21 protein-coding genes are annotated in these 26,527 nt (G+C 67.5%); 11 read left to right on the forward strand and 10 right to left on the reverse strand.

All coding sequences use genetic code 11. The features are described from left to right. Positions 1 to 73: 73 nt before the first annotated feature. Positions 74 to 781, forward strand: coding sequence for a PEP-CTERM sorting domain-containing protein (locus KA248_06235; GenBank protein MBP7829498.1), 708 nt, complete (start codon positions 74 to 76; stop codon positions 779 to 781). A gap of 94 nt (positions 782 to 875) precedes the next feature. Then, positions 876 to 2,663 carry a hypothetical protein gene (locus KA248_06240; GenBank protein ID MBP7829499.1) on the forward strand — a complete coding sequence of 596 codons (1,788 nt, stop codon included), beginning with the start codon at positions 876 to 878 and terminating at the stop codon, positions 2,661 to 2,663. 60 nt (positions 2,664 to 2,723) lie between these two features. Here the strand turns inward: KA248_06240 and KA248_06245 are convergent, their stop codons facing one another. From KA248_06245 to KA248_06255, 3 genes are all read right to left on the reverse strand, one after another. Beyond that, a complete protein-coding gene (locus tag KA248_06245) occupies positions 2,724 to 3,065 on the reverse strand; it encodes a P-II family nitrogen regulator (GenBank protein ID MBP7829500.1) in 342 nt (113 codons plus the stop codon). A 25-nt stretch (positions 3,066 to 3,090) separates the two neighbouring features. Beyond that, positions 3,091 to 4,509, reverse strand: coding sequence for an ammonium transporter (amt, locus tag KA248_06250; protein ID MBP7829501.1), 1,419 nt, complete (start codon positions 4,507 to 4,509; stop codon positions 3,091 to 3,093). Between the two features lie 257 nt (positions 4,510 to 4,766). Further along, positions 4,767 to 6,479 (reverse strand): protein kinase, encoded by a 1,713-nt coding sequence (locus tag KA248_06255; protein ID MBP7829502.1) that lies wholly within the window; start codon positions 6,477 to 6,479, stop codon positions 4,767 to 4,769. A 262-nt stretch (positions 6,480 to 6,741) separates the two neighbouring features. On the opposite strand from KA248_06255, the gene KA248_06260 reads away from it, so the two are divergent. Further along, positions 6,742 to 7,233, forward strand: a complete 492-nt coding sequence (locus tag KA248_06260; protein ID MBP7829503.1) for an HIT domain-containing protein — start codon at positions 6,742 to 6,744, stop codon at positions 7,231 to 7,233. A 23-nt stretch (positions 7,234 to 7,256) separates the two neighbouring features. Here the strand turns inward: KA248_06260 and recO are convergent, their stop codons facing one another. Then, on the reverse strand, positions 7,257 to 8,027 hold the full coding sequence (gene recO / locus KA248_06265; GenBank protein MBP7829504.1) for a DNA repair protein RecO: 771 nt from the start codon (positions 8,025 to 8,027) through the stop codon (positions 7,257 to 7,259). Continuing rightward, positions 8,024 to 8,749, reverse strand: coding sequence for a DUF502 domain-containing protein (locus tag KA248_06270; GenBank protein MBP7829505.1), 726 nt, complete (start codon positions 8,747 to 8,749; stop codon positions 8,024 to 8,026). Before KA248_06270 ends, recO begins: the two co-directional genes overlap by 4 nt. Before the next feature lie 412 nt (positions 8,750 to 9,161). Here KA248_06270 and KA248_06275 point away from each other — a divergent pair, with 412 nt between their 5' ends. Together KA248_06275 and amrS are read left to right on the forward strand one after the other, a co-directional pair. Further along, positions 9,162 to 10,838: a hypothetical protein gene (locus tag KA248_06275; protein MBP7829506.1), complete on the forward strand. Its 1,677-nt coding sequence runs from the start codon at positions 9,162 to 9,164 to the stop codon at positions 10,836 to 10,838. Then, a complete protein-coding gene (gene amrS, locus KA248_06280; protein ID MBP7829507.1) occupies positions 10,835 to 11,980 on the forward strand; it encodes an AmmeMemoRadiSam system radical SAM enzyme in 1,146 nt (381 codons plus the stop codon). Before KA248_06275 ends, amrS begins: the two co-directional genes overlap by 4 nt. A gap of 1 nt (position 11,981) precedes the next feature. Here the strand turns inward: amrS and KA248_06285 are convergent, their stop codons facing one another. The 3 genes from KA248_06285 to KA248_06295 are packed head-to-tail and all read right to left on the reverse strand — an operon-like array spanning position 11,982 to position 15,710. Next, on the reverse strand, positions 11,982 to 12,407 hold the full coding sequence (locus tag KA248_06285) for an rRNA maturation RNAse YbeY (protein MBP7829508.1): 426 nt from the start codon (positions 12,405 to 12,407) through the stop codon (positions 11,982 to 11,984). Next, positions 12,355 to 14,727: an HDIG domain-containing protein gene (locus KA248_06290; protein MBP7829509.1), complete on the reverse strand. Its 2,373-nt coding sequence runs from the start codon at positions 14,725 to 14,727 to the stop codon at positions 12,355 to 12,357. Before KA248_06290 ends, KA248_06285 begins: the two co-directional genes overlap by 53 nt. Then, the gene (locus tag KA248_06295) at positions 14,724 to 15,710 is read right to left on the reverse strand and encodes a PhoH family protein (GenBank protein ID MBP7829510.1); all 987 of its coding nucleotides are present in this window, start codon (positions 15,708 to 15,710) and stop codon (positions 14,724 to 14,726) included. Before KA248_06295 ends, KA248_06290 begins: the two co-directional genes overlap by 4 nt. A gap of 519 nt (positions 15,711 to 16,229) precedes the next feature. Here KA248_06295 and KA248_06300 point away from each other — a divergent pair. The 4 genes from KA248_06300 (at position 16,230) to KA248_06315 (ending at position 22,842) form a co-directional block, all read left to right on the forward strand. Next, entirely contained in the window at positions 16,230 to 17,483 is a 1,254-nt protein-coding gene (locus tag KA248_06300) for a DUF697 domain-containing protein (protein ID MBP7829511.1), read from the forward strand. Positions 17,484 to 17,502: 19 nt separating this feature from the next. Beyond that, positions 17,503 to 19,611, forward strand: coding sequence for a glycogen debranching protein GlgX (gene glgX / locus KA248_06305; protein MBP7829512.1), 2,109 nt, complete (start codon positions 17,503 to 17,505; stop codon positions 19,609 to 19,611). A 404-nt stretch (positions 19,612 to 20,015) separates the two neighbouring features. Continuing rightward, entirely contained in the window at positions 20,016 to 21,275 is a 1,260-nt protein-coding gene (locus KA248_06310; protein MBP7829513.1) for a hypothetical protein, read from the forward strand. A gap of 19 nt (positions 21,276 to 21,294) precedes the next feature. Then, complete coding sequence (locus tag KA248_06315; protein ID MBP7829514.1) at positions 21,295 to 22,842, forward strand: glycosyl hydrolase 53 family protein; 1,548 nt, start codon at positions 21,295 to 21,297, stop codon at positions 22,840 to 22,842. 6 nt (positions 22,843 to 22,848) lie between these two features. Here KA248_06315 and KA248_06320 read toward each other — a convergent pair whose 3' ends face one another. After that, positions 22,849 to 23,175, reverse strand: coding sequence for a divalent-cation tolerance protein CutA (locus tag KA248_06320; protein ID MBP7829515.1), 327 nt, complete (start codon positions 23,173 to 23,175; stop codon positions 22,849 to 22,851). 245 nt (positions 23,176 to 23,420) lie between these two features. Here KA248_06320 and KA248_06325 point away from each other — a divergent pair, with 245 nt between their 5' ends. Beyond that, the gene (locus tag KA248_06325; GenBank protein ID MBP7829516.1) at positions 23,421 to 23,939 is read left to right on the forward strand and encodes a hypothetical protein; all 519 of its coding nucleotides are present in this window, start codon (positions 23,421 to 23,423) and stop codon (positions 23,937 to 23,939) included. Positions 23,940 to 23,961: 22 nt separating this feature from the next. Here KA248_06325 and KA248_06330 read toward each other — a convergent pair whose 3' ends face one another. After that, positions 23,962 to 25,692: a glycoside hydrolase family 13 protein gene (locus tag KA248_06330; GenBank protein ID MBP7829517.1), complete on the reverse strand. Its 1,731-nt coding sequence runs from the start codon at positions 25,690 to 25,692 to the stop codon at positions 23,962 to 23,964. A 139-nt stretch (positions 25,693 to 25,831) separates the two neighbouring features. On the opposite strand from KA248_06330, the gene KA248_06335 reads away from it, so the two are divergent. Then, a complete protein-coding gene (locus tag KA248_06335; protein MBP7829518.1) occupies positions 25,832 to 26,473 on the forward strand; it encodes a hypothetical protein in 642 nt (213 codons plus the stop codon). Positions 26,474 to 26,527: the final 54 nt, after the last annotated feature.

Consider the following 26,527-nt stretch of genomic DNA (forward strand, 5'->3'; position numbering starts at 1 on the left):
TTATATCCTTGTTTGAATGCCGTTGCGGCCTCATGGGTAGGGGCCGCCCCAGGCACCAGGCGGGAGGAATACAATGAAGCTTCTTTCATTCGCGTTCGCGTTTCTCGCGGCGGCGGCCGTCCAGGCGTCGATGATCTACAACGATTCCCTGTCCGACATCGACGCCGGCCTGAATAACGGCGCGGGCACGCTGGATATCGTGAGCATGGAAGTTTCCCACACCGCCTCGGACATCATCTTCGCCCTGACGGTAAACGGCGACGTCTCCACCACCGACTGGGGCAAGTTCATGGTCGGCATTGCGACCGGCGACAGCGCGGGCACCACGACCAGCGACGGGTGGGGCCGGCCGATTTACCTCGACGGGCCTTCCGGCGACATGAACTACTGGCTCGGTGCATGGGTGGATGCGGGCGGCGGATCGCAACTCTGGAGCTATAACGGGGCTACGTGGGATGGCCCGGCCGCACCGACCAGTTACTCGTTCTCCGGTGGGGTCCAGAGCCTGATCACCATGACCGTTTCCCGCGCCTCGTTGGGGCTTACGGGCGACGACACGTTCTACTTTGACGCCTACTCGTCCGGCGGCGGCGGCGGTGACACTGCCATCGATGCCCTGTCGAATCCGAATGTAAGCGTCACGGCATGGGACCAGCAGTACACATCCTCGGGCACCACCGGCTTGAGCATGTACACCATTCCCGAGCCCTCGACGGCGATGCTGCTGGGCGTGGGCGTGTTGGTCGGTTTGGGCGCGCTGCGCCGAGTCCGGCGCGCGTAAGCGCCGGCCTCCGATGCCGCAGGGCAAGAGATGGTTCTCCCGAATCCTGGCCTTAGCGCTTCCTTTTCTTCTCCTCGCTTCAATTGAAACCGGCTTGAGGCTTTCCGGCCGGGGCGGCTATCCCGCGTTCCTGCGCGAGGCCGGCCGGCTGCCGTCCGGGGAAACGCTCTGCCTCGTCGAGCCGGCCGCGTCCAAGCCTTATTTCTTCGCCAACCCCGACCGGCCGGGATACGCGGATCAGTCCACCTTCGTCATGCCGAAGCCGGCGGGGACGGTCCGCATCTTTCTCATCGGCGAATCCGCCGCGAAGGGCTATCCCCAACCGCGCAATCTTTCCATGGCCGCGTTCCTCCAGGAAATGCTCAACAGCGCGTGGACGGACAGAAAGGCCGAGGTCATCAGCCTCGGGACCACCGCCGTCGCCAGCTTCCCGCTGGTCTACCTCGTCCGCGACGCGCTGAACTACGACCCCGACCTGCTCATTTTTTACATCGGCAACAACGAGTTCTTCGGCGCGTACGGAACCGGCTCCATCAACACGGCCGGCACCCTCCCGCCGTCCGCCCTCCGCGTCCTGCGCGCCCTGCGCGGCCTCGCCCTCGTCCAGGCGCTGGACGAATGGCGCTACGCGAAGCCGGGGGAAGGCATGACGCTCATGGAGGAAATGATCGGCCGGGCGGCCATCCCCGCGGACTCGCCCCTGCGCGCGGCCGCCGCCCGCAACCTCCGCGCGAACCTGGGCGCCATGCTGGACGCCGCGAAGGCCGCCGGCGTCCCGGCCCTCGTTTGCACCACCGCCGCCAACGAGTCGGACCTCGCCCCGCTCGGCGGGGACCCGGCCGCGCAGGCGGCCTTCGAAAAGGGCCGCGCCCTCGAGGCCCGCGACCTGGACACCCTCCCCTGGCGGCCGATCTCGCAGACCGAGGAAGCGATCCGGGCGGCCGCGCGCGAAAAAGGAGCCGCGCTCTGCGATATCGCCGAACTCTTCCGCCGGGAGAGCCCGGACGGCGCCACGGGCCGGGATCTCGTCGAAGACCACGTGCACCTGTCGTTGCGCGGACAGGCCCGCGCCGCGCGGGCGATGGCCGAAGCCATGACGCGGATGCCGGGGCTTCTCCGCGTGGACCCCGGCGCGCTGGCGGGCCTGCCGGACGACGCCGAGCTGGCGCGGCGACAGGGCGCCAACCCGTACGACGAGTACCGCGTGAACCACACGCTGCGGGTGCTCTACGGGGTTCCCTTCATGAAGCGGTCCAATCCGGCGGCCTTCCAGCGATACGACGCGGCCTGCCGCGCCACGGAGGCGCGCATGTCGCCCGGCGTGCTCGCGGCGGCGCGGGAGTGGCAGACGCTGCGCCCACACGCGGGCGGGCTGCGGCCGATCACGGCCATGATCGCGCGCGTGCTGCTTCGGGAAGGCCGCACGGCGGAGGCCCTGCCGCTCTACGACATCGCCGCGCGCCAGGTACCGGAGTACACCTCGTGGCAGCTCGAATACGTGTACTTCGCGCTCGCCTGCCGGGAGAAACTCGCCGGCGGCCTGTCGCCGACCGAGCGCGAAACCGCCGCGAGCGCGATCGCGCAGGGCGTCTTCCTGCTCGCGCACGGCGACTCGAAAACGGGGCTGACGGAACGCTACGTCGGCCGCCTGCACCAACTGCGCGGCGAGTGGGCCGAGGCGATCCCGTTCCTGCTCGCCGCGCGCCCGCGCATGCGCGCCGAGGACCTCGTCGCCTGCGACCAGGCCCTGGTCATGTCGTACCTGAAGACCGGCCGGACCGCCGACGCGCGCGCCCTGGCCGACGAGGGCATCCGGAACAGCGGCCGCTTCGCGGGAGTCTACCGGAAACTGCGCGACGGCATCGAGCGCGACGCCCCGTAGCCGGGCGAAACGGCGGCGCCCCGGGGTGGAGGACCCGGGACGCCGCCTTGGATGGAGCGATCAGCCGATGGCCGGAGAGCCGGTCTCCCCCGTGCGGATGCGGTAGCATTCCTCCAGGGGCATGACGAAGATCTTGCCGTCCCCGATCCGCCCCGTCCGGGCGCCCTTGATGATGGCGTCCAGCGTGGGCTTCACGAAGCCGTCGTTCACGGCGATCTCCAGGCGCACTTTCTTGAGCAGGTTCACCTCGACATCCGCGCCGCGGTAGCTCTCGTGGTAGCCCTTCTGCTGGCCGCACCCGAGGGCGTTGGTGACGGACATCTTGAACACCTCGGCCTCGTAGAGGGCCTGCTTGACCGCGTTCAGCCGCTCGGGCTGGATATAGGCGATGATCAGTTTCATGGTCGTTCTCCTTTGATTCCGTGGCTCATTGCGTGGTGAAGACCTGGAAGCCGCTGTAGGCCTCCATGCCGTGCTCGCCGATGTCCAGGCCGCGCAGTTCCTCGTCCTCGCTCACCCGCAGGCCGAGCGTCACCTTGATCAGCGCCCAGATCGCCAGCGCAATGAAGAAGGTGAAGCCGCCGACCGCCGCCACGCCGATGAACTGGTGCCAGAGCAGCGAGAAGCCGCCGCCGAAGAACAGGCCGTTGCCCGTCGTGTTCGGCATGACGTCCGCCTGCGCGAACAGGCCGACGGCCAGCGTTCCGAATACGCCGTTGACGAGGTGGACCGAGAGCGCGCCCACGGGATCGTCGATCTTCATCCGGTCGAAGAACAGCACCGCGAGCACGACGAGCACGCCGGCGATCAGGCCGATGACGATGGACATCGGCACGCTGACGAACGCGCAGGGCGCCGTGATGGCGACCAGGCCCGCGAGGCAGCCGTTCAGGATCATCGAGAGGTCCGGCTTGCCCAGCAGCAGCCAGGCCATCAGCGTCGCGCTCAAGCTCGCCGCGGCGGCCGCGCTGTTGGTCGTCACGGCGATCCGGGCGATATCCCCCGCGGCGGCGGCCATGGTCGAGCCGGGGTTGAATCCGAACCAGCCGAACCACAGGACGAACACGCCGAGCGCCGTCGTGGACATGTTATGGCCGAAGACCGGTCGCGGCTTGCCATCCGCCCGGTACTTGCCCAGCCGCGGGCCGAGCAACAGGACGCCCGCGAGCGCGGCCCAGCCGCCGACCGAGTGCACCGCCGTCGAGCCGGCGAAGTCCCACATGCCCAGCTTCTGCAGCCAGCCCCCGCCCCAGATCCAGTGGCCCGTGATCGGGTACAGGATGGCGACCAGGATGAAGGAGAAGATCATGAACGAGTGGAACTTGATCCGCTCGGCGACGGCGCCGGACACGATCGTCGCCGCCGTGCCGGCGAACACAAGCTGGAAGAAGAACTTCGCCCAGAACGGGACGGTCGCCCAGCTGATCGCCGAGTACACGCCCTGGTAGGCGTCGCCCGCCGCCGGGCTGTTGTCCGCCCCCGCGGCGAACCACAGGCCCTTGAGGCCGGCGAACCCGGAGCCGTCTCCGAACATCAGCCCCCAGCCCAGCACGTAGTAGGCCAGCGAGGCGATGCCGAACACGATGAAGTTCTTCGCCAGGATGTTCACCGTGTTCTTCGCCCGGCAGAGCCCCGATTCCACCATGGCGAATCCCAGGTTCATGAAGAACACCAGGCAGGCCGCGATCAGCACCCAGAGGGTGTCGAGCGTGACCTTGTAGTTCGCCACCGCGTCCGCCATCTCCTGCGTGAACACCGGCGCCGCCTCCTGGGCCCGGGCCGCGCCCGCCGCGCCGCCCAACACCACGAGAGACAACACCCCCACCGCCCACCGCTTCCATTTCATAAGCGATCCTTTCCTTCCGAATGGCCCATCCGCCCCATGCGAATGACGCGCCATGCCTTTAGCAGCGCCCGTGCCAATAAACGCCTCCGCGCCAGCAGAAACAGCGCAACACGCTGATACGGAAACTGATATAAATTTGTGTCAAAAACCAAATCCCAAAATATAAATACATTATTGTATTTATAAACATGTACTATTACATTATTGTTTATTTCACGGACAAACGGCTGGCGGCGCGGCGGAGGGCGGCAGGCGGATCAAGTCCCGCTGGGGCGGGCCTTCTGGTATTCGATGATGCGGCGCTGGAGGAACTCGGCCTCGGCGCGGGTGATGTCCACCTCGGACTCGTAGCCTTCGGCCAGGGCGCCGCGGCTGCCGAGGAGGCCGAACCGGGCCTCGTCGAACTGGGACACGTCAAATTTCCACGCCGGGTCCCGGCCGTACATAAAGTGATGCACGGTTCGATCCTTGACGGCGGTCCGGAACTTGTTGAGCTGGGTCCAGCTCGAGGCCTTGTTGCGGCGCAGGTTGTCGGTGATGACCCCCTCGTACACGACCTCGGCGCGGTTGGACGGCACGTTCCAGAGCACCACGTCCAGTTCGCCCATCGTCCGGCCGGTCTCGTCGTGGAAGGTGATGTTGGGCAGGGGCTGGATCTGGTTCGGATCGAACTGCTCCCGGAACTGGACGTACGCGAGGGCCTCCATGATCGTCCCGATGCTCCCCCACTTGAACCCCTGCAGGTCGCGGAGCTGGTTGAAGTAGAGCTGGACCAGGGGGCGGCGCTCCTCCGGAATGTAGGGCGGCCACGCGGTGATCTCGGCGCTCGCGGCGGAATCCGGGGCGGGCCCGGCGGAATCCGCCGGCGGCGGGGTCGGCGCCGGCCGGAGCCAGACCAGGGCCGTGACGATCGCCGCCAGCAGGACCAGCGGGATCACAAAGACCAGGGCGCGATGCAGGACGCCGCGCCCCGGCGGCGCCCCGGCGGCGGGTTCGGCTTTGCGGGTCGGCGAGATCTTCAGCATGCCCGTCGTCGGCGGCACGGCCTCCGCGCCCAGCGGGGCTATCTGCGGGCCGCGGGCCGGCGTCACGATCTTGATGGTCGTCGTGCGCACCGTGCCGGGCAGCATTTTCCGCAACGCGGTCAGCGCCTCCGCGGCGCCGGCCCACCGCTCCTGCGGGTCGAAGGCGATGGCCTTCATGACCCAGTTGCACAGCGACGGCGGAAGGTCCGGCCGCCAGTCGCCGAGCGGCTTGACGTTGTGCTCGATGTGGCTGGTGATCACCGCCGGGATCGAGTCGCCCTCGAACGGATAGCGCCCGGCCAGCATGTAGTAGCAGACGCAGCCGATGGAGTAGATGTCCGTGCGCGCGTCGAGGGGCAGGTGCTTGAGCTGCTCGGGCGCGATGAAGAAAATGGAGCCGTAGATCGAGGTGTTGCCCTCCATGCTCTGGACGGTCGGCTGGGTCACGAACCGCGCGAGCCCAAAGTCCAGGATCTTGTACTGCCAGCCGCCGCTGGGGAGCCGTGTGCGCATGATGTTCTGCGGCTTGAGGTCGCGGTGGATCATGCCGGCCTGGTGGGCGGCGATGAGCCCCTCCAGGATCTGCTGCGCCGCCTCGGCGAAGGAGTCGCGATCCACGGGCCCGCGCTGGATCACGCGGTCGAGCGCCTCGCCGTCGAGGTACTCCATGATCACGTACGGCCCCTCGTCGTCCACGCCGAAGTCGTAAATGGTCAGGATGTTGGGATGCTGGATGGCGGCGAGGGTCATGGCCTCGCGCCAGAGCTTCTCGGTAATCGCGGTTTCCTCCGCCAGGTCGTCGAGCACCCTCACGCGCTTGACCGCCACGAAGCGGTGCAACTGGAGGTCCCAGGCCTGGTAGACCATCCCCACGCCGCCGGTGCCCAGCGGGCGCCGGATTTCATAACGGCCGGCCAGCACTTTTTTTTCGGGCTCTTTCGCCATAACCCGGACTCGACGCGGCGACCTTTCCCAAACGCGGGGCAGCATAACACCCCCCCCGTCCCGCCGTCGAGTCCCGTCCCTCCGGCGGCAGAGCGCCGGAGCTACAACGCGGGCCTTCAACCCTCTGTCGTTCCGCCGCTCTGCCGGCGGAACCAGGGGCCGTCTTCATCGAGACTCACAGCGCTCCCGTGGCGGCAAACAGGCCTTGACCGCGCGCGGCCCCGGATTATGCTCGCGTCGGGTTCAAGCCAGGCGGGACGACATGGCGAAGAAGAAAGATCCGCGGCATATCCTCTGGGCCCCGTGGCGAATGGAATACATCAAGCGGCCGCGGGAGAGCGGTTGTTTCCTGTGCAAGGGCCTGCGCTCCCGCGCCGACCGGGAGAACGGCGTGGTGATCCGCGGCCGGACCTGCGCGGTGGTCCTCAACCGCTATCCGTACACCGGCGGGCACCTGATGATCGCACCGCTTCGGCACGTCGCAACGCTCCAGGGCCTGAAGCCGGCCGAGTTGAACGAGATGATGCGCCTGGCGATCCGCTCGCTCGATCTCCTGCAGAAATCCATCCAGCCGCATGGCTTCAACCTCGGCCTGAACATCGGCGAGGCGGCGGGCGCGGGGCTGAAGGACCACGTGCACCTGCACATCGTCCCGCGCTGGAGCGGCGACACGAACTTCATGCCCGTGCTCGGCAAAACCCAGGTGACGCCCGTTTCCCTCGAAGCGCTCTGGGATCTGCTGCACGGGACGTGACGCGGGGGCGCGACGCCCCCGCCTCATGCCACCCGCCGGGCCAGGACGTCGAGCGCCTCGCGCCGGCCGACGGGCTGCAGGTCGAGATGGTAGACCAGAAATCCCCCCAGCAACGCCTCGATCGCCGCCTTCTGCCGCGCGCCGCACCGGGTGCGGAGCGGCCCCTGCGGCGCCCGGGCCTGCTGCCAGGCGGCGAGCATGCCCAGGATATCGCCCCCGACGCGCGGCCGGGGCTCGCCGGCGGTCTTCCCGGCGCAATCCGCGCAGAGCAGGCCGCCACGGGCCGCGACGAAATCCGCGCGCCGCGGGGACAACTCCCCTCCGCACGCCGCGCACTGCCGCAGCCGCGGGGACAGGCCCAGTTGCTCCAGTAGTCGCAGTTCGAACCAGAACACGAAGGCCTCGCCGCTCCCGGCCGCCTCCAGGTGATCCAGGGCGGAATCCAGCAGCGAGAACAGGCCCGCCTGCGGCGCCTCGGGCGGGACGGCCCGGGCCGTCAGGCCGGTGATATAGGACGCCGTGGCCGCGGCCTTCCAGTCGCGGCGCAGGCGCGGGCGAGTCTTCAGCGGCGCGCACTCGCGGGCGATGTGCAGCCCCCCGCGATCGCGGCGGTGGAACACCAGTTCGCACGTGTAGAAGAGGTCATACTGACCGAGGAACGCGCTGCGCGGGCGCTGGCTGCCCTTGACCATCGTCATGATCCGGCCCTGGTCCGGCGTCAGCCAGGACACGATCCGGGAGGTGTTGGAGAAGGGATAACAGCGCAGCACGAGGGCTGTCGTCTTGACGATCATGAAGGTCCGGCGCCGGATTCCGAATCAAGCCGACCCTCGCGCTCCGCCCATTTCTGCAACTTGTCGAGGAACGTGGGGCGCTCGTCCACCCGGCCGGGGCCGCCCGGGTAGACCGTGCCGCCGGAGACGACCAGCTTCATGGCGTCGCCGACGCTGATGGGGAGATCGTAGGTCTCGTTTTTGGGCACGAAGATCAGCAAGCCGGAGGTGGGGTTCGGCGTGGTCGGGATGAACACGGCCACCAGCGTGGCGCGAACCTCGGCCGGCAGGTTCCCCGTGAATTCCGGCGGCACGGGGGTGGTCACGAAGCCCATCGAGTAGATGCCCTTCCGCGGATACTCCACGAGCACGACCTCCTGGAACAGCGTCTGGCTCTGGGCCAGCAGGGCCTCGCCGATCTGGCGCATGGAGATGTAGATCTTGTTGAACACCGGGATGCGCGACAGGATGGCGTCGCCGATGCGGTACAGCCGCGCGCCGATTATGTTCCGGATGAGCAGGCCGAGGAGGAAGAGCACGGCCAGGAAAAGGAGAAGAGCGATCAGGCGGAAGATGATCTCCGGGTAGACCTCCCCGACCTTTCGCGGCACCAGGGGCATGACGCGGTCGGTGATGAGCGTGAACAGCCACATCACCACGAAGACCGCGACCGCGATGGGGGCGACCAGGAACAGACCGGTGAGGATGTTGTTGCGCAACGCCCGCATGATTTTTCTGAACATGGTGCCCGGCTCTTTCCACCGGATACCTTACAGGGCCGAACCCGCGGAGCAAGTGGAAAGGCAGGGCCGGCTCGGGCCCACTTTTCTGATAGCCCGCGCTTCATGAAGGCCGCCACAGGCGGAAGCCACCGGCGAGGCGGGGCTGGTCCCGCCAAGGCCCCTTTCCCCCGCCAACCACCCATGCTCACACTTTTCGAAGTGTGATAATAGGTTAGTTATAATCACGACTAGAAATTTCAGTGTTAAGATCGTATTATAAAAGCGTTATATTGATTTTCGTCATTCTCACACTTCGCTAAGTGTGAGAGTAGCATCGCGAGGCGGTCTCTGGGGCCCTGCAGGGGCCCGAAGGCCGCACAATAGGATCGACGGCTCGCACGTAGTAGGAGTATGAGACGGAAGGAGGCCGGTTATGACGACGCGCTGTGTCCCGGGCATTCTCGTGGTCGCGACGCTCCTGGCGGCGACCGCCGGGGCCGGAGAGGATGCGGAATTCCGCAAGCTCGAACGCGACATCCCTTCGCTGTACCTGCTGAACGGGCTGTTCCTGACCCAGGACCAGAACGCCGGCCTGGCCGCCCGCCTCGTCGAGATGGAACGCGTGGAGGCGGAAACCGCCGCCCGCGTCGAGTCGCTGGTCCGGCGGTACGGCGACGCCAAGGCCCTGGTGCGGCTCGCGGGCCACGACAAGACGACGGGCCGGGCTCCGCGTCCGCCCGCAGAGCTCAAGGACATTCAGAATGAGCGCGAAGAGCGGGAGCGGCAGATGCGCCGCCTGGCGCAGGAGGTCTACGACCTGCTGACGCCCGCGCAGGCGGAAATCCTCGACCGTTTCACGCCGTGCTTCATCCCGCCCGGCGACTTCCGCGACCCGGTGCGCGTCGGCCAGGCGGAAAACCACCTCGGGGTCGGAGAGCCGATCCTGAAACGCCTTCGCGAAGCGCCCGAGTTCCGGCTCGACGAGGCCCGCGAACGCGCGGTCGAGATCCTGACGCACTACGTGCTTCAGAAACGCCGTGTGAAATACAGCAAGGAGGCGGAGGCCGGCGTGCGGAAGGAAATCGAGACCGCCCTCGACCAGGAACTGCCGCGCATCCGCTCGTTGAACGACGTGGACCTCGAACTGGAAAAAGAGGACATCCTGTGCCGCCTGATCCCGGTCGACGAGCGCCCGGCCTCGAGCGACGAACAGCTCAAGCGGATCGGCATGTACGTGCTCAATCCCGGCTGCCTCGACATCGTGCGGGAACGCGCGAACACGCCGGCCCCGGCCGTCGCCCCGCGGTGGGCCACGGCAGCCCGGCCCGACGAAACGCGGGACAACGCGCAACGGCTGAAGGCGGTCGGACTGCTGGCGGGGCTGGACCTTACAAAGGAGCAGGCGAACCGCCTGCTGCCCGTCGCCCGGTCCGCCCGCGACGCCCGCGCCGAGGTCCACGCCCGCGCCAACGAAGTGAAGAGCCGGGCCCTGGCCGATTACCGGCAACTCCGGGCCGAACTGGCAAACGGCCACCCCGCGCCGGAGACCGAGCAGACCTGCCAGCACTGGCACCATTCGGTGAAGATGATCTACGAACAGGACATGTTCTCCGCACTGCATCCGTACGAGCAGGAGGCGGAGCGAATCCTGACCGCGGGCCAGTCGGCCATGTTCGCCGCGGCCGCGAACCCGCCCTCGCCGGACCAGGGCGGCCCAATGCCCGCCCGCCGTCAGCACCGGCTGGCCCTGCAGACCCTTGAACAGGCCAGGAAGATGTCGCCGGCGCAATTTCAGCGCGAGGGGCACGACCTGGCCGACCGATTCGTGCGCGAGTGCGTCGGACAGGAGGAGGACATGGGCGTGGATATTCCCACGGAAGCCGAGCGAGCGCAGGATGTCCTCGAACAGGCCCGCGGCATGAGCCAAGGCGAGTTCCGCAGGCAACTGCGCGACCTGGTCGCCGATATGAGTCCTCGCCGCTCGGCCCCGCGCGAGACGGCCTACGGGACCAAGTACGCCCGGGGCGAACCGGTACCGGTGCTCGGGCCGGGCGCCGAGCTGCTTTTCACGGACGCAGGCGTAGACCTGATCGCAGCGCTGGCAAAATGAAAAACCGGCTCACCCGACGGCAGTTCCTCGGCCGTTGCGCGTGCGGCGGGCTGGGCGCGGCCCTCGGCGCCGCGCTCCCCTGCCCCGCGTTCGCCCAGGACCGTCGCGCCGCGCGCTGGGCCGCGGCCGGCGACCTGCGCGAGGCGTTCTTCTGGGAGCCGGCCGGCGACGGCCGCACCCGCTGCCTGACCTGCCCCAACGAGTGCGTGTGCCCCGAGGGCGGCGTCACCGCCTGCCGCACGCGGATCAACCTGGGCGGACGGCTTTACTCGATGACCTACGGCCGGCCCTGCGTCGTGTTCCAGGACGCGCTGGAAAAAAACCCGCTTTACCACGTCACCCCCGGCCAGGAGGCGCTCGGCATCGGGACGGCGGGCTGCAACCTGCGCTGCCTCTACTGCCAGAACTGGGAATTCGCGCAATGCGGCCCGTGGGAGACGCGGAACATGAGCCTGTCCCCGGAGGGCCTCGTGGATCGGGCCGCCTCCCGCGGCCTGAAATGGATCACCTTCTCCTACACCGAGCCTGTCGCCTACCTCGAGTATGCCCTGGACATCGCGCGTCTGGCCGTGCGGCGCGGCCTGCGCTGCGCGGTCGTCACGGGCGGGTTCATCCACGCGAAACCGCTCGCGGCCCTGCTGGAGTGCGGCGCGGCGTTCAGCGTGACCCTGAAGGGCGCCGACGAGAAGTTCTACCGGGACGTCGTCGCGTGCCCGCGCGACAGCGTGTGGCAGACCATCCGGGCCATCGCGCAGTCCGGCCGCTGGATCGAGGTGGTCAACCTGATCGTGCCGACGATGAACGACCGGCCGGAGGGGATCCGCGCGATCGCGCGATCGCTGGCGGGCTTGAGCCCGGACATCCCGCTGCACTTCCTGCGCTTCGCGCCGGCGTACAAGCTCAAGCACCTGCCGCCGACACCGCGCGAGACGCTGGAGCAGGCGCGCGAGGCGGCGATCAAGGAAGGCCTTCATTACGTGTACCTGGCGAACCTGCCGGGCCACGAGGGCGCCTCGACCCTCTGCCCCTCCTGCCGGCGCGTGCTGGTCGAACGGGTCGGGTTCAAGGTCCTGCGCAACGACATCCGCGGCGGCCGCTGCCCCGGCTGCCAGGTGCGGTTGCCGGGTTTGGACCTTGGGTAGTTCAGCGGCGGCCGGGGCCGGCCGCCCTCCACAGGTTGTCCAGCAAGCCGGCCCGTCCCGCCGCGCGCAGCCAGGCCCGTTCCTGCCGCAGCATGGCGCGGCGCTGGGCGGGGGTATGGTCCACCGCCCCGGCCAGGTGGTGGAGGCCGTGGGCGATGTAGAGCGCGAGTTCCGCCTCGCCCCGAGGGCCGGGCCCGCCGACGGCCAGGGCGCGCTCGACGTTGACAATCACCTCGCCGCCCGGCGGCGAGGCGTAGGGCTGGGTGATGACGTCGGTGGGCCAGGCCTTTCCGAAGCACGCGATATTGACGGGGACAATGCCCTCGTCGTCCGTAAAGAGAACGGTCAATTCGCGCCAGGGCGACCGACCGGCATCACGGTTGATCCGGCCGGCCAGGTTCAGGATCAGCCTCTTCAGATTCCGCATCTTCAGAGAGATCCGGCTCTGCCGGTTGTGGAGACTTGGTTTCATCGGGGGGATAGGCGACGCGCAAGTGCATCATGTTGGCCAGCGTAAAGACGAACGAGCGCCGGATCGCGCCGAGGTCGCCGAGCGTCAGCGGGCATTCGTCGAACTGCCCGTCGCGGAGCTTGCCGGCGGCGATATCGTTGACCAGGTTTTCGATTCGAGCGGGCGTGGGTGATTCCAGCGTGCGGGCGGCCGCCTCGACGGAATCCGCGAGGGCGAGGATCGCCATCTCGCGGGTCTGCGGGCGGCGGCCGCCGTATCGGAATTCCTGGTCGGGCACCGCCGACTCGGCCGACCCGTTGCCCTCGCCCTCCTCCTTCTGCTGGCGGGCGCGGTGGTAGAAGTAGGAGACCAGACCATTGCCGTGGTGCTGCTCGATGCCGGCCGCCACGGTGGCGGGGATGCGATAGCGCCGGGCGAGGCCCAGCCCTTCCTTGACATGGGACGTGATGATCAGGCTGCTCATGCGGGGCGCCAAGGCATCGTGCGGATTCGCGCCGGGGCGCATGTTTTCGATGAAGAACTCGGGCTTGGCGAGCTTGCCGATGTCGTGGAAGTAGGCGGCGGCACGGACCTGCAGGGCGTTGGCGCCGACCTTCTGGGCGGCCTCCTGGGCCAGGTTGGCGACCACGATGCTGTGCTGGTAGGTGCCGGGCGCCTCCATCGCCAGGCGCTGCAGCAAAGGATGGCTCAAGTCGCAGAGTTCGAGGAGCGTCAGGTTGGTCGTCACGCGAAACGCCCATTCCAGCAGGGGGATCAGCAGAATGGTCAGCAACGCGTAAACCATGCCGCCGACGAGGCCGGTTCCGGCCTGGATCAGCAGCACGGGTCCCGGCACGCCGTGGATGGCCGCGAAGGCGATGGCCACGAGCACCTCGGCCAGCCCGATCAGCGCACCGGCCCGGTAGATCCGGGAGCGCTTGCGCACGTCGCGCGCCGCCAGCGTGGCCACGACGCTGACCAGCAGGCCCAGGATCAGCACGCTGAAGCTATGGTCGAACAGGATCGCCATGACCAGGCTGTTCCACGCGCCGACGATCACCGCGGCCGGGACGCCGAGCAGGATCACCGCCAGCAGCGGCGACAGCGACAGCGGCAGGACGAACTCGATCAGCGTCGGCGAGAGCAGCCCCGTGCGGCCGACGACGTTCACCACCAACCGGGTCGGCGCCAGGGAAACCAGGGAGATCACGATCAGCAACAGAAGATGCCGGGGATTCAAAGGCAACGCCGGAGCCCAGACATGCAGCAGCCCCGCGCACACGATCAGCGCGCCCATCAACAGCCCCGCGTTGCCGATCTGCTTCAACAGCAGGTCGTAGGGCGACTCCAACTGCCGGCGGCGCTGCTCGTGCTTCTGGAGATACTCGAGCACCTGGGGGGTCACCGGCTCGCCGGCCTCGACCAGCATCGTCCCCGTCGTCACGCGGGCCATCACCGGCTCCACGGCTTGCGCCGCGACCCGGCGCTGCTCCGTGGTCGTCCGGCGGTCGTAGACCAGGTTCGGCACAAACCACGGCTTCAGCAGCGCCTCAAGGGCCGGGCGCGGAAGGACCGTCTCCCCAGCCTTCTCGGGCATGCGCTCAAGCGCGGCCGCCAGCGCATCGGAGGGCAGCAGCAGTTCGTTCAGGCGCACCGGGCTTTTCCACAGGCCGTCGGAGGATTGGAGGCCGATGGACCCGGCGGTGGCCAACCCCTGGAAGGCGGAATCCCGGTCCTCCGGGGACACGATGCCGCGGCCCCAGACGTCGCGCGCGCTCTTCTTGATGGCTTCCCGGACAGCGTCCTCCGCCTCCGGCGGGAAGAGGGCCAGTGCCTGGTCCGGCGTCAGCGGAAGACCCAGCAGGTCGAGCACGCCGCCGACGGATCGAGCAAGGGCGTCCGAATCCGGCTTCGGCGCGGCGGCCTGCCGTTCGCGCTCGGCCACGAGACGCTCCACGAACTTGTCCAGCGCACGCGAAGCGGTATGCAGGGGGGCGGAGTCCACGGTAAACGAAGGCGGCACGGACGCCAGCGCCTGCTGCCGGTTCAGGTCCGTGCGCGCAAGGTCCTCGCACTTGAAGTCCACCTGGGCCACGACCGTCAGCGGCGCGCGCTGGCCGGGCGTCAGGCCGCTGAACGGCCGGTCCGGCGTCAGGTTCAGCAGCACGAGGGCCGAGACCCAGAGCAGAAGGCCCAGCAGCAGCGGGAGCGTCGGGATCCGGGCGCGCGCGGTCTTGCGCGCGGCCAGGGACTCGGCGCGCCGGAACGCCCGGCCCTTGCCCCGGGAAAAAATCATTTCGCCGCCTCCTGCTCCGCGGGCGGCGGAGCGGCCTCGCGGGCCTCGCGGTAGGCCTGGATGATCTTCTGCACCAGCTCGTGCCGGACCACGTCGGAATCGGTCAGCTCAATGATGGCGATGCCGTCCACGCCGCGGAGCGTGCGCCGGGCCTCGAGCAGGCCGGAGGTCTTGTAGGGTGGCAGGTCCACCTGCGTCAGGTCGCCGGTGATGACGCACTTCGAGTCGAAGCCCAGGCGCGTCAGGAACATCAGCATCTGCTCCGGCGTCGTGTTCTGGGCCTCATCGAGGATCACGAACGCGTGGTTGAGCGTGCGGCCGCGCATGTAGGCCAGCGGGGCGACCTCGATGATCCCGCGGAGCATGTTCCGCTCGATGTCGTCGGGCGTCATCATGTCGTAGAGGGCGTCGTAAAGCGGGCGCAGGTAGGGCAGCACCTTCTGGTGCATGTCGCCGGGCAGGAAGCCCAGCGCCTCGCCGGCCTCGACCGCGGGCCGGGTCAGGATGATGCGGCTGACCTCGTTGCGCAGCAGGGTGGACACGGCCATGGCCATCGCCAGGTACGTCTTGCCCGTGCCGGCCGGGCCGATCCCGAAGGAGATGTCGGTGCCGCGAATCGCCTCCACGTAGGACTGCTGGCCGAAGGTGCGGGGGAAAATCGGCGACTTGCCCGGGCTGACATCTATGCGGCAGGCATGCAGCCGGGCCAGTTCCTGCTCTCTCCCCTCCTGAAACGCGCGGAGGGCAAACAGGACCGTGTGCTCGCGGAGCCCGATGCCGGCGTTCCGCGCACTGCGCAGAAGCTCCACAAAACGTAGAGCCGCCGCCGCTTTCTCCGGATCGCCTTCCGCCTGCAGCCACGTGTCCCGCGCCGTCAGGCGGACGCCCAGCGCCTCCTCGATGCGGGCCAGGTACTCAAAGCGCTTGCCCGTAATGTCCTGGGCCTCCCGCGCATTGTCAAAATGGATTTTCAGCTCTCCCACAAACACATCACCTTGTCAATAAACAGGATATATTAATAGCCACCGGCCAATTCAGTGCCAGGCACCGGATTCGGATCAGAGTCTGTCCCCTATGTGGTTCCCTCTGTACCCGCCAATGTAGCCCTCCCAATGCGGGCGTCAACGGCAATTCAGCCATCGCTATACGAATGTCAACAAAAATATACCCATGGGGGTGATACTCGCGGGGACAGAGATACAGCAAGGGACAGAGAGCGGGGACAAAGAAGCGGGGGACAGGGGGGAGACAGGGGGGACAGAGAACAGAAAAGGCTAGGGACAGAGAAGAGGTGGAAGGGGTGTCCTTGCACGTCTGAATCCTTGGCGCGTGTGACTTTTCTGTACGATCCGGTGAAAGGCGTCTCGCCCTTGATGTTCACGGCCGGGACGGCCGTGCCACCCTTCAGATCCCATCCTTCACTGAAGATTCAGGTTGCGCGAATAGGCTTGAGTGGGAGGCGGTGTCGGCCTAGTCTTTGCCGACGGTTTTACTGGACAAACATGATCCAAGGGCTGATCAAACTGGGTTCCCGGCTGGCGATCCTTCTGGCGGGCGTCCTGCTCATGCTTCTGGGCGGGGAACTGCTCCGGTTCTACATCCTGCTCTACCGGATCCGCCCGCTGTGGGCCGATATCTACTCGTGGATCGTGGTCCTGACGCTGGTCTCCATCCTGTCCTACATTCTCTGGCTGTTGCGCCAGCACCCCCCCATCCCCCGCCCCCCTCGGGTAACGGGACGGGAGCCGGATCATGCCCGAATGCGCGCCTACCTTCGGTATCTGACCGACTACCTCTATCACCTGGCCCGCAACCCCCACCTGGAGCCCGACCGGCAGGGGACCCTCCTGGCCGGCGCCCGCGACATCCGGGACGTGCTCGGCGCCCACCCGCTGAACGAGGATCTGGCGCGGCAAATCCTGAAAACCGAGGAACAAGTCGTGCTCCCGGCCCTGGCCGCGCTGAACGAGAAGGCGTCCGCCGAGGTCCGGCACAGCGTCCGCGACGTGATGCTGGGCGTGACCTTGAGCCCGTACCAGGCCCTCGACCTGGTCGTGGTGACCTACCGCAATCTCGCCATGGCCGGCCGCGTGGTCCGGATCTACCACGGCCGCCCCGCGCCCGGCGACTCGTGGCGCATCCTCCGGGACATCCTGGTCACCGTGGCCACGGTCAACGCCCTGAACGTGACCCGGCGGCTCTTCGCGAGCCTGCTCTCCGAGGTGCCGCTGGTCGGCCGCGTGGTCGAGGGCATCGGACAGGGGCTCGGCGCGGGGCTGATGACCTCGATCACCGGCCATGCGGCCATGGACCGCTGCATGGCCTTCCGCGGCTGGAACGCCGAGGAGGAGCGCCGCTCGCTCGGCGAGCGTATGGCCGGCTTCCTGACCGATGTCCGGGACCTGTTCACCAAAGATCTCCTGCCGCAGCTTAAGGGGCTGATCCGCTCCGGGGCGCAGCCCGGGGCCGCGGACCAGCCCGGGTTCTGGGACGCCATCGCCCGCGGAATCAACTCGGCCGTGGACCTGACCGCACGGGTCGCCGACACGATCGTGGTGCAGCCCGTGGTCGCCGTCGGCACGGGCGTGGTCCAGGCGGGGTCCTACCTGACGCGCGGCGCGGTGCAGGCCGGGCAGACCGCCGTCCGCGCCACGCGGCGGCGGGTCCGGCGGACCAGTTCAGGCGTCGGGCGGGTCGTCCGAACCTTCGGCCAGCGCTTGTATTACATCTTCCGCGGCCCCCGGTTTTTCTTATGAGAACAACGACCAGCCCGACATGAAAAAACAGACCATCCAGCACCTCCTGCCGAGCACCCCGCTGCTGGTGCCTTACGGCGCGCACGTCATGGAAAAAGGCGTGCAGTTCACCTTGTTCAGCCGGCACGCGTCACGGGTGTGGCTCATGCTCTTCGATAGCGCGGACGACACCGAGCCCGCCGAGGAGTTCGAGCTGTTCCCCGACCGCAACCGCATCGGCGACATCTGGCACCTGCACGTCGAGGATGCGCGCGAGGGCCAGTTCTACCTCTACCGGATGGACGGACGCACGCCGCGGGGCGTGGCTAATTTCTACGACCCGGAGCAGTGGCTGCTCGACCCGTACGCGCTGGCCGTCGCGGGCACCCCGAAGTGGGGCGACGCGCGCGGCCTGCAGGCGGGCGAAACGCCGAAGAACGGGCCGCTCTTCCCCAAGGGCGTGATCGTACGCGACGATTTTGAGTGGGCCGAGGACCGGACGCTGCGCATCCCGCTGGCCGACACCATCATCTACGAGATGCACCTGCGCGGGTACACGGCGCACCCCTCCTCGGGCGTCGAGGCGCCGGGCACGTACCGGGGCCTGATCGAAAAAATCCCCCACCTGCGCGACCTGGGCGTGACGGCCGTCGAACTGCTGCCGATCCAGGAATTCAACGAGATGGAGTACTACCAGGCCGACGACCCGCGGCGCGAACTGCGCAACTTCTGGGGCTACAGCACGCTGGCCTTCTTCGCCCCGAACGGCCGCTACGCGCGCGACGGCGTCTACGGCCGGCAGGTCCGCGAGTTCAAGCAGCTGGTCACGGCCCTGCACCAGGCCGGCATCGAGGTGATCCTCGACGTCGTCTTCAACCATACCGCCGAGAACGGCGACGGCGGCCCCACCTACTCCTTCCGCGGGATCGACAACTCGATCTTCTACCTCATGGAGGAAGGCCGGCCGCATTACAGGAACTTCACCGGCTGCGGCAACACGGTGAACAGCAACCACCCGATCGTCCGCGATTTCATCATGAACTGCCTGCGGTACTGGGTGCTCCACATGCACGTGGACGGCTTCCGGTTCGACCTCGCCAGCATCCTCACCCGCGGCGCGGACGGCGAGCTGCTGCCCGACCCGCCCATCGTCGAGCACATCGCCGAGGACCCCGCCCTGCGCGACACGAAGATCATCGCCGAGGCCTGGGACGCCGCCGGCGCCTACCAGGTCGGCACCTTCCCCAACGAGCGCTGGTCCGAGTGGAACGGCAAGTACCGCGACGAGATCCGCCGCTTCTGGAAGGGCGAACCCGGCCTGCTCGGCCGGCTCGCCATGCGCCTGACCGGCAGCGCGGACCTCTACGACAAGCTCGGTCAGACCCCGATGAAGAGCATCAACTTCATCACCTGCCACGACGGCTTCACCCTGCGCGACCTGGTCTCGTACGACGGCAAGCACAACGAGGCCAACGGCGAGAACAACCGCGACGGGGAGAACCATAACCACGGCAGCAGCTACGGCGTCGAGGGCCCGACCGACGACCCGGACATCCTCGCCGTCCGCCGCCGGCAGCAGAAGAACCTGCTGACCACCCTGTTTCTCTCCATGGGCGTGCCCATGGTGCTCGCGGGCGACGAGTTCTCGCGCACGCAGCAGGGCAACAACAACGCCTACTGCCAGGACAACGAGATCAGCTGGGTGGACTGGGGCCTGCTCGAAGGCAACCGGGACCTGCACGCCTTCGTCAAGAAGCTCATCGCCTTCCGCAAGGCGCACCCGTCCCTGCGCCGGACCCGGTTCCTGAACGGCAAGAAGCCCGAGGCGACCAACGCGGACATCACCTGGCACGGCGTCAACGGGCGCGCCCCGGACTGGGAGCAGGACTGCGCCATCGCCTGCGTGCTGAACGGCCGCTCGGAGCATACCGGCGGGCCGGAGGACGACGACAGCCTCTTCATGATCTTCAACGCGGGGCCGGAGCCCGCGACGTTCATCGTCCCGCCGCCGCCCGACAAGCCGTGGGCGCTGGCACTGACCACCGAGGAGGGCGCGCCGATGTGGTACCGCGTCAAGGGCGTGTTCACCGCCGACGCGCGCTCGGTGACCGTCCTCGCCTCCGCGCCCTTCCGAAGGTTCTGGAGGTAGGTACGACCGGCATACGGGTTCACGCCCGGGATCGGGAACCGTTGGCCTTGGAGCCATGAAAAAGACAACCGCTCGAAAAACCGCGCCGGATCGATCGTTGGACCGCAGTTCGCGCTATCATCGGCGGTTCGCCCTCCTGGCGGCCACACAGGCAAAGCGCGTCCTTTCCCTTTTTGAGCGAGAGCATCCGAAGGATCATCGCCCGCGCCAGGCCATCGCGGCCATCCAGGCCTGGGCGCGAGGGAAGCGGACGCTGGGCATGGCCGAGGTACGGAAGCTCTCGCTGGCGTCTCATGCGGCCGCGCGCGAAGCCAGGACGGACGCGGCCCGGTTTGCCGCCCGCGCGGCCGGCCACGCCGTCGCGACATGGCATTGCCCCACCCACGCCATGGGGGTCCCGATTTATGCATGCAAGGCGATTCTCGCGGAAAGGAACCCGCCGGCCGGGAAAGCCGGACGCCGGACGGGTCCATGACAAGCGGTCTGCGGCGCTGACCAAACGCGCCCTGGCGATCACGGCCATGCTCGCGGTGTGTCTTGGCCCCGCGGCCGGGCGCGCCCAGGGAACTCCCGCCGTGAGCAACGTCATCGTGCTCTCGACCGAGCCGGACAACGGCGCCGTGCCGTACAACACCGGCGCGGCCACGATCCGGATTGTCGGCAGCGGGTTCTCCACGGTGACCGGCACCAACGGCGTGACGCTGGACGACCTGAATGGCCACGACGACCCCGTGCGGACGGCGGCGACGAACTACACTGTGGACAGCGACGCGCAGATCACGGCCACCTTCCCTCCCGGCATTCGAACGCGCGGCACGGCGGGCTGGAACGTGATCGTCACCAACAGCGCCGGCGCCAATACCAATAGCCTGGAAAAATTCGTGCCGCGCGCGGGCCTGCTGATCAGCGAAATCTTCATCGGCATGACGAACGCCGCGGACCACGAGTTCGTGGAGGTCTACAATCCAACGGCAAGCCGGTTGAACGCCTCCACGCTGGGATTGCGCTTCTATGTTCTCTATGACGACGGAAATGGCGGCGCCAAGGGCCTGACCAAGGTGACCGATGGCAACATTCCCGCCCACGGATTCCTGCTCCTGGTCTCATCGAATGCGGCGAGCGAGAGTTGGGCCACGAATCGTGACTACCTGTGGAGCGCGGGATCGCCCACGCTGGGGAAAAACAGCGGCGTGTACATCAGCTTGAGTTCGGTGCCGGATGTGAAAGTCATCGACAAGGTCGGGTGGGGTTCCGAAGCCCAGTATGGATATGAAGGCGTAAGGCTCCCCGGCATGACCAACGGTTTCAGCGCCGAACGCAGGCCAGCCGCCGGCTGGGGCCATGCCACGGATACCGATACCAACAAGAACGACTTCCTGTCCCAAAGCACCAACATCACGCCGCGCGGCAGCGCCGACGCGCTGGAACCGCCGGCGCCCGCCTCGATCGTCATCGCCGATAACCCGGCGTTTTCCGGCGGGCCCTTCCTCGTGGAAGGAACCGCGTCCACCAACCTCCCCTTGAGCGTCCGGTGCAGCCCGGACCTGGCGACCGCCTTCACCATCATCGGCACGGCCACCGCCGACGTAAGCGGCGTGTTCAGCTACAGCGACACGAATGCCGACGCCGTTGCAAAACGTTACTATCGCGTCACGTACCCGTAGCGCGGCGATATCAACGGCGATGAAACCGAGGGCGACTGTCCGGCATGCGATTCTCCTCCTGCTCGCGCTCGAAACCGCCGCACCCGCGAAGCCGCCCCTTCAGATCGGCGTCGACGCCAACTACGCCCTCGACATGGAGCGCGGCGGCGCGGCGTGGTCGTGGGACGGCGCGAAGACCGACCTGTTCCGCGGCATCGCCGCGCGGGGCGCGAGCGGGTTCCGGGTGCGGCTGTGGATGAAGGACGACGGGCCGCACGGCAAGATCTATGCCACGGAAGTCGTGCGGCGCGCGCTGGACGCCGGGCTGGACCCCTACCTCGTGATCTTCTTGAGCGAGGACTGGTCCGACATGATGAAGCAGCCGCTGCCGTCGGCCTGGAAGGACCTGTCGTTCGACGAGCGCGCCGGGGCCGTCCAAGCCTACTCCCGCGGCATCGTCGCGCACTTCCGGGCGCAGGGCCTGCAAAGCCACCTGTACGAAATCGGCAACGAGATCGACTACGGTATCTGCGGCGAATACCCGGGCCAGGGCACGAAGAAGACCCCGGCCGCGTTGAGCCGCTCGCTCTGGCCGCGGTCGGCCCGGCTCATCCTCGCCGCCGAGGCCGGCGTCCGGGAGGCGGATCCCGACGCGCGGTTCATGCTCCACATCGCGCACTGGTGGGACGCGGAGTTCTGCGTCGCCTTCTTCCGGTTCATGCTCGACCAGGGCGTTCAAATCGATTTCGCGGGCCTGTCGTATTTCCCGTCCGCCAACATCGGCGGCTCGCTGGAAATGAGCGAGTTCGGCGAGACGGTCGCGCGGCTCTCGGAGGCCGTCGGGCGCCCGGTGATCGTCGCCGAAACGGCCTACCCGAGCACCCGCGATTTCAAGGGGCAGTTCTCCCGCTGGAAGTACGAGACCCCGGGCTACCCCTTGAGTCCCGAGGGCCAGCGCCGCTGGCTCGCGGACTTCCTCGCCTTCTGTAACCGCCACCCGGCGATTCGCGCGGTCTACTACTGGAGCCCCGAGTGGTGCGGCGAGGGCATGTGGAAAGCCTTCGCCCTGTTCGACCCGGCCGGCGAAGCGAAGCCCGCCTGGACCTCCTTCCCGCGGGCCGCGTGGGAAGAGCGGAGCCTGAACGAGCCGGTCTACCTCGAGGCCTGTTCCAACGAGCTGTTCGTCGTGCCCGTCCGCGAGGCGAAAGAGGCGATGGTTCCGCTGGTCCGGCGGCTGCGCGGGCAGACGGGCGGCGTGTCCGTAGAGCATATCGCGTTGCTGACCAATACGGTCTTGAACGTCGGGGCGTACCGCGTGGACCTCAAGGCGTCGCTCCAGAACAACATGCACCTGTCGCGCCGCACGGAAAGCGCGGGCCTGCCGCTCGATCCGGGCGCGCTGGAGACGCTGGCCGGCGGCCTGGACCCAAAGACGCAGAAGGTGATCGTTTTCCTGCGCGGCCACTCGACCCCCGGCGCGGAAGCAGTGATCGCGTTCCTCGAGGCGCGCGGATTCGAGGTCTGCCGCCATCCGAAGGAGGACGGGGCCCCTCTGAAGTTCGGGATGGGCGGGAAATTCGATCCGTAGCGCGCCCTACCTGCCCGCCTCGCCCGTCTCTTCCGCGATCCATTTCAGGAACGGCGCGTGCCCTTTCGCGAGGGGCCAGGCGACGATGCAGGGCACTTCGTAACGGTGAAGTTTTCTAATCGCCGCGATCGCCGCGGCGACGCGGCGATCCGAGGTCTTGGCCACCGCGGCCGCCTCGCGTCCGTCCTCCACGCGCCCCTTCCACCGGTAGATCGAGCGGATGCCCCCGAGGATGTTCACGCACGCCGCCAGCCGCCCGCGCACCAGCGCGCGCCCGATCTTCGCCGCCTCCGCCGCCGAGCCCGCCGTGTAATAAAGCATCCACGTTTTCATTAAACTCCCCCTGTCTTATCCACCCTTCCTCGTTATCATTTTTTAGAATAGGCGGCAATATCCGGCCCGCCTACGCCCAAATTAAAAGTCTTATCTTATTATTGGAAAATGTATTATATATCGCAATTCCATTGACATAGCGCGCTGGTATGAAATCTGCATATTCACTTATGGATTTTATGCTCGCTCGAATCATAGCGGCATTCGTTCTGACAGCCGGCCTGCTGGGGTCCGGGTGCGCGAGCATGCCGGAACGCTACAAGCCCGCCACGCAGGGCCGGTTGGATAACGCCGAGAACGATCCCGCGATCCGGGTCGCGCTGAAGACGGATACGCCGGTGATCGCCATCGGCGAGCCGCTGTACCTGGACCTGGCCATCCGCAACGTGGGCCGCGAACGCGTGTGGCTGCCCCGCGAGCCGACGGTGCTGGTGAGCTGGATTTACCCGAACGGCGTGCACGACAATTTCCTGAAAGAGATCCGTGACGAGGAGCATTTCGAGCGCGGCGAACTGGTCTGCCTGGAACCGGGCCAGCAGATCGCCCAGCGCGTCGAGATCCGCACCTATTACTTCGACCGCCCGGGGATCACCGAGTTCCGCGCCCGGCTATACGGGATCCGCAACACGAACCCGAAGACCGAGGCGACCTGGACCGGCCGGCTGGAGTCGAACTCGTTCGGCGTGATGGTCGAACGCGCGAAAAAAAAGATGTCCGAGTACCGCGTCGTGACGGGCGCGGACCCTAGCGGACAGGGGGCGTGACGGGCGCCGGCGAGCGGCGCCCCTACTCGTGGATTTTCAGCACGGCCCAGCCTCGCGGCGGCAGGGCGAGGCGTCCGCGCCGAACCGTCTTCCCGGCCCACAGGTCATGCGCGGACCGCTCCAGCCGGACGTCGGCGGGCGCGTCGCCGGCGTTGAGCCACACGCGAATTACGCTCTTCCGGTCAAAACGCTCGAAGGCCAGCAGCCGCTCGTTGCCGGTTTCCAGCCAGCGCAACCGGCCGCGGCGCAGGACCGCGTGCTCCTTGCGCAGGGCGATGGCCCTGCGCGTGAAGGCGAACAGGTCCAGGTCGGGCTTCCTCGGGCTGGACGGGCCGCGGCCGGTCAGCGTGCGCGTTTCCGGCTCGTGCTCGATGTCGTCCCATAGCATGGGCTGCCGGTTGTCGGGGTCGTTGGCGCCCCACATCCCGACCTCGGTCCCGTAGTAGAGCATCGGCGCGCCGAGACAGGTCATCTGGAACACGATCATCTGCCGGAGGGCATCCATCGCCTTCGGCCCGGGCCGCGTGGTCTTGAGCCCGGGGTTCTCGCGGGCCTTGGGATAGTTGAAGTAGCTGTCCCAGTCGCGGAACGGCGGGCAGGCGTTCTCCAGGAACGTCAGGACGCGGCCGGTGTCGTGCGAGTCCAGCAGGTTCTGGAGCGCGTAGTTCACCGCCCGCGGGTACCGGCGCCACAACTCGTCGAGCCGGGCCTTCAGCTCGGAGGCCGGCAGGGCGGCCGGCGACGGGGAGAAAAACCCGAGCGTCGGGTAGAGCCACATGTAGTTCATCACCGCGTCGAACTCGTCGCCTTGCAGGAACTCGTCCGCGTGGCCTACGACCTCGCCCGTGGTGTAGGCTTGGGCGTTGATCTTCTTCACGTGCCGCGCCCAGCTTTTCCAGAAGCCGTGCGGCACGCAGAAGGCGACATCCAGCCGCCAGCCGTCCACGCCGTCGGCGGGATCGCCGTCGCCGTCCGGGTCCATCCAGCGGCGCGTGATGGCGAAGATGTAATCGCGCACGGGCTTGGCGAGCGTGGTCTTCGTCCGCGCCAGCTCGGGCAGCCCGGCGTGGTTGAACCAGCCCTGGTAGTCGAACGTCCCGTCCGCGCGCCATTCCTTGATGCGGAACCATTCCTGGAACCGGGAGTTCCGCTTGTTCATCACCAGGTCGCGGAACCCGAAGAAGTGCGTGCCGACGTGGTTGAACACGCCGTCGAGGATGATCCGCATGCCGCGCCGGTGCACGTCCGCGACGAGATCCACGAGGTACCGGTCCGCCGCGGTCCAGATCCACGTCTTCGGGTCCTCGGTTTCGTTCGCGGCGGCGATCTTCGCCAGGTCACCCGCGCGCTCGGGCCCGAAGGTCGGGTCGACGTGATGGAGGCAGGCGGCGTCGTACTTGTGCAGCGAGGGCGCCATGAAGACCGGGTTGAGGTAGATCGCGTTGACGCCGAGGTCCTGGAGGTAATCCAGTTTCTCGCGCAGCCCGACGAGGTCGCCGCCGAACCGGCGATGGAACACGGAGCGGTAGAACTCACCGCGCGCCTTCTCCCAGTCCGCCTGCGCGTACCAGTCCATGCCCCACGGCGAGACCTGCCAGCCGGGGACCGGCCGCGAGTCCATGTCCTCGGGCCGGGGGTCGCTGGCCGGGCAGCCGTTGCGGAAGCGCTCGGGGAAGACCTGGTACCAGATCGCGTCCGCGGCCCAGTCGGGCACCCGGACTTTCGGTTTCGCTGCACGCAAGCTTCGTTTCATCAAGGGTTCTCCGGGAAATGGCGCGGCATTATACGCGACCTTGACCGGCCGTCAACGGCTCTGCCCTTGTATCTTGCCTCCACAATCGCGCGGCACTAAACTTATTCGACAGGGACTGTTCAACAATGAGGAGGTTGGCATGAAGCAGAGGATTCCGTGGGCGGGATGTATCCTGGTCGCGTCGCTCGGCCTGGGGGCCGGTGCGGCCGTGGTGCCTTACGTGAAAGCTCTGTCGCCCACGGGCGGAGGGACGACGTTCGGCGTGCTGACGGTTCCGGCCGGAAAGGTCGTGGTCTTCGATCATATGCAATTCACCTCGCGGACCGTCCGGATTCACATGAACTACAACAACGGAACGTCCGGGTCCGGCATCGACGCCATCCTGGGTTCCGTCATTCTCACGTTCACCAATCCCTCGCCGGGCACCGTGATCGCCACGCCGGCGCCGATTCGATTGTTCGCCGGGTGGTCGATTTCCAACCTGTCCACGACGGCCGCCACCTTCATCGGCCTCGCCATGGATGACGACGACCTCTACGCGGGCGTCGGCAACGAGATCGACAGCCTGAACATGGCCGGCGGAACGCTGCTCGGCGGCATCCAGCTCGACTCCCCGCGGCCGGTGGTCGCCACGGTGGAGCAGTCCGAGGACATGAAGACCTGGACCAAGGACCCCGGCGCGAGCGTTCAGAAAGGCGATTCGGCCGCGCAGATGGAATTCACCACGACGCCCGACGACGCGGGGGCGGCATTCCGGGTCAAGGCCCGGGCCCGGCCGTGACCCTTTCCGCGCCGGGCTAAAAAAGCTTTTATCGCCCGAAGCCGGTATGGGACA

Source organism: Kiritimatiellia bacterium, assembly GCA_018001225.1.
Classification (GTDB): domain Bacteria; phylum Verrucomicrobiota; class Kiritimatiellia; order CAIQIC01; family JAGNIJ01; genus JAGNIJ01.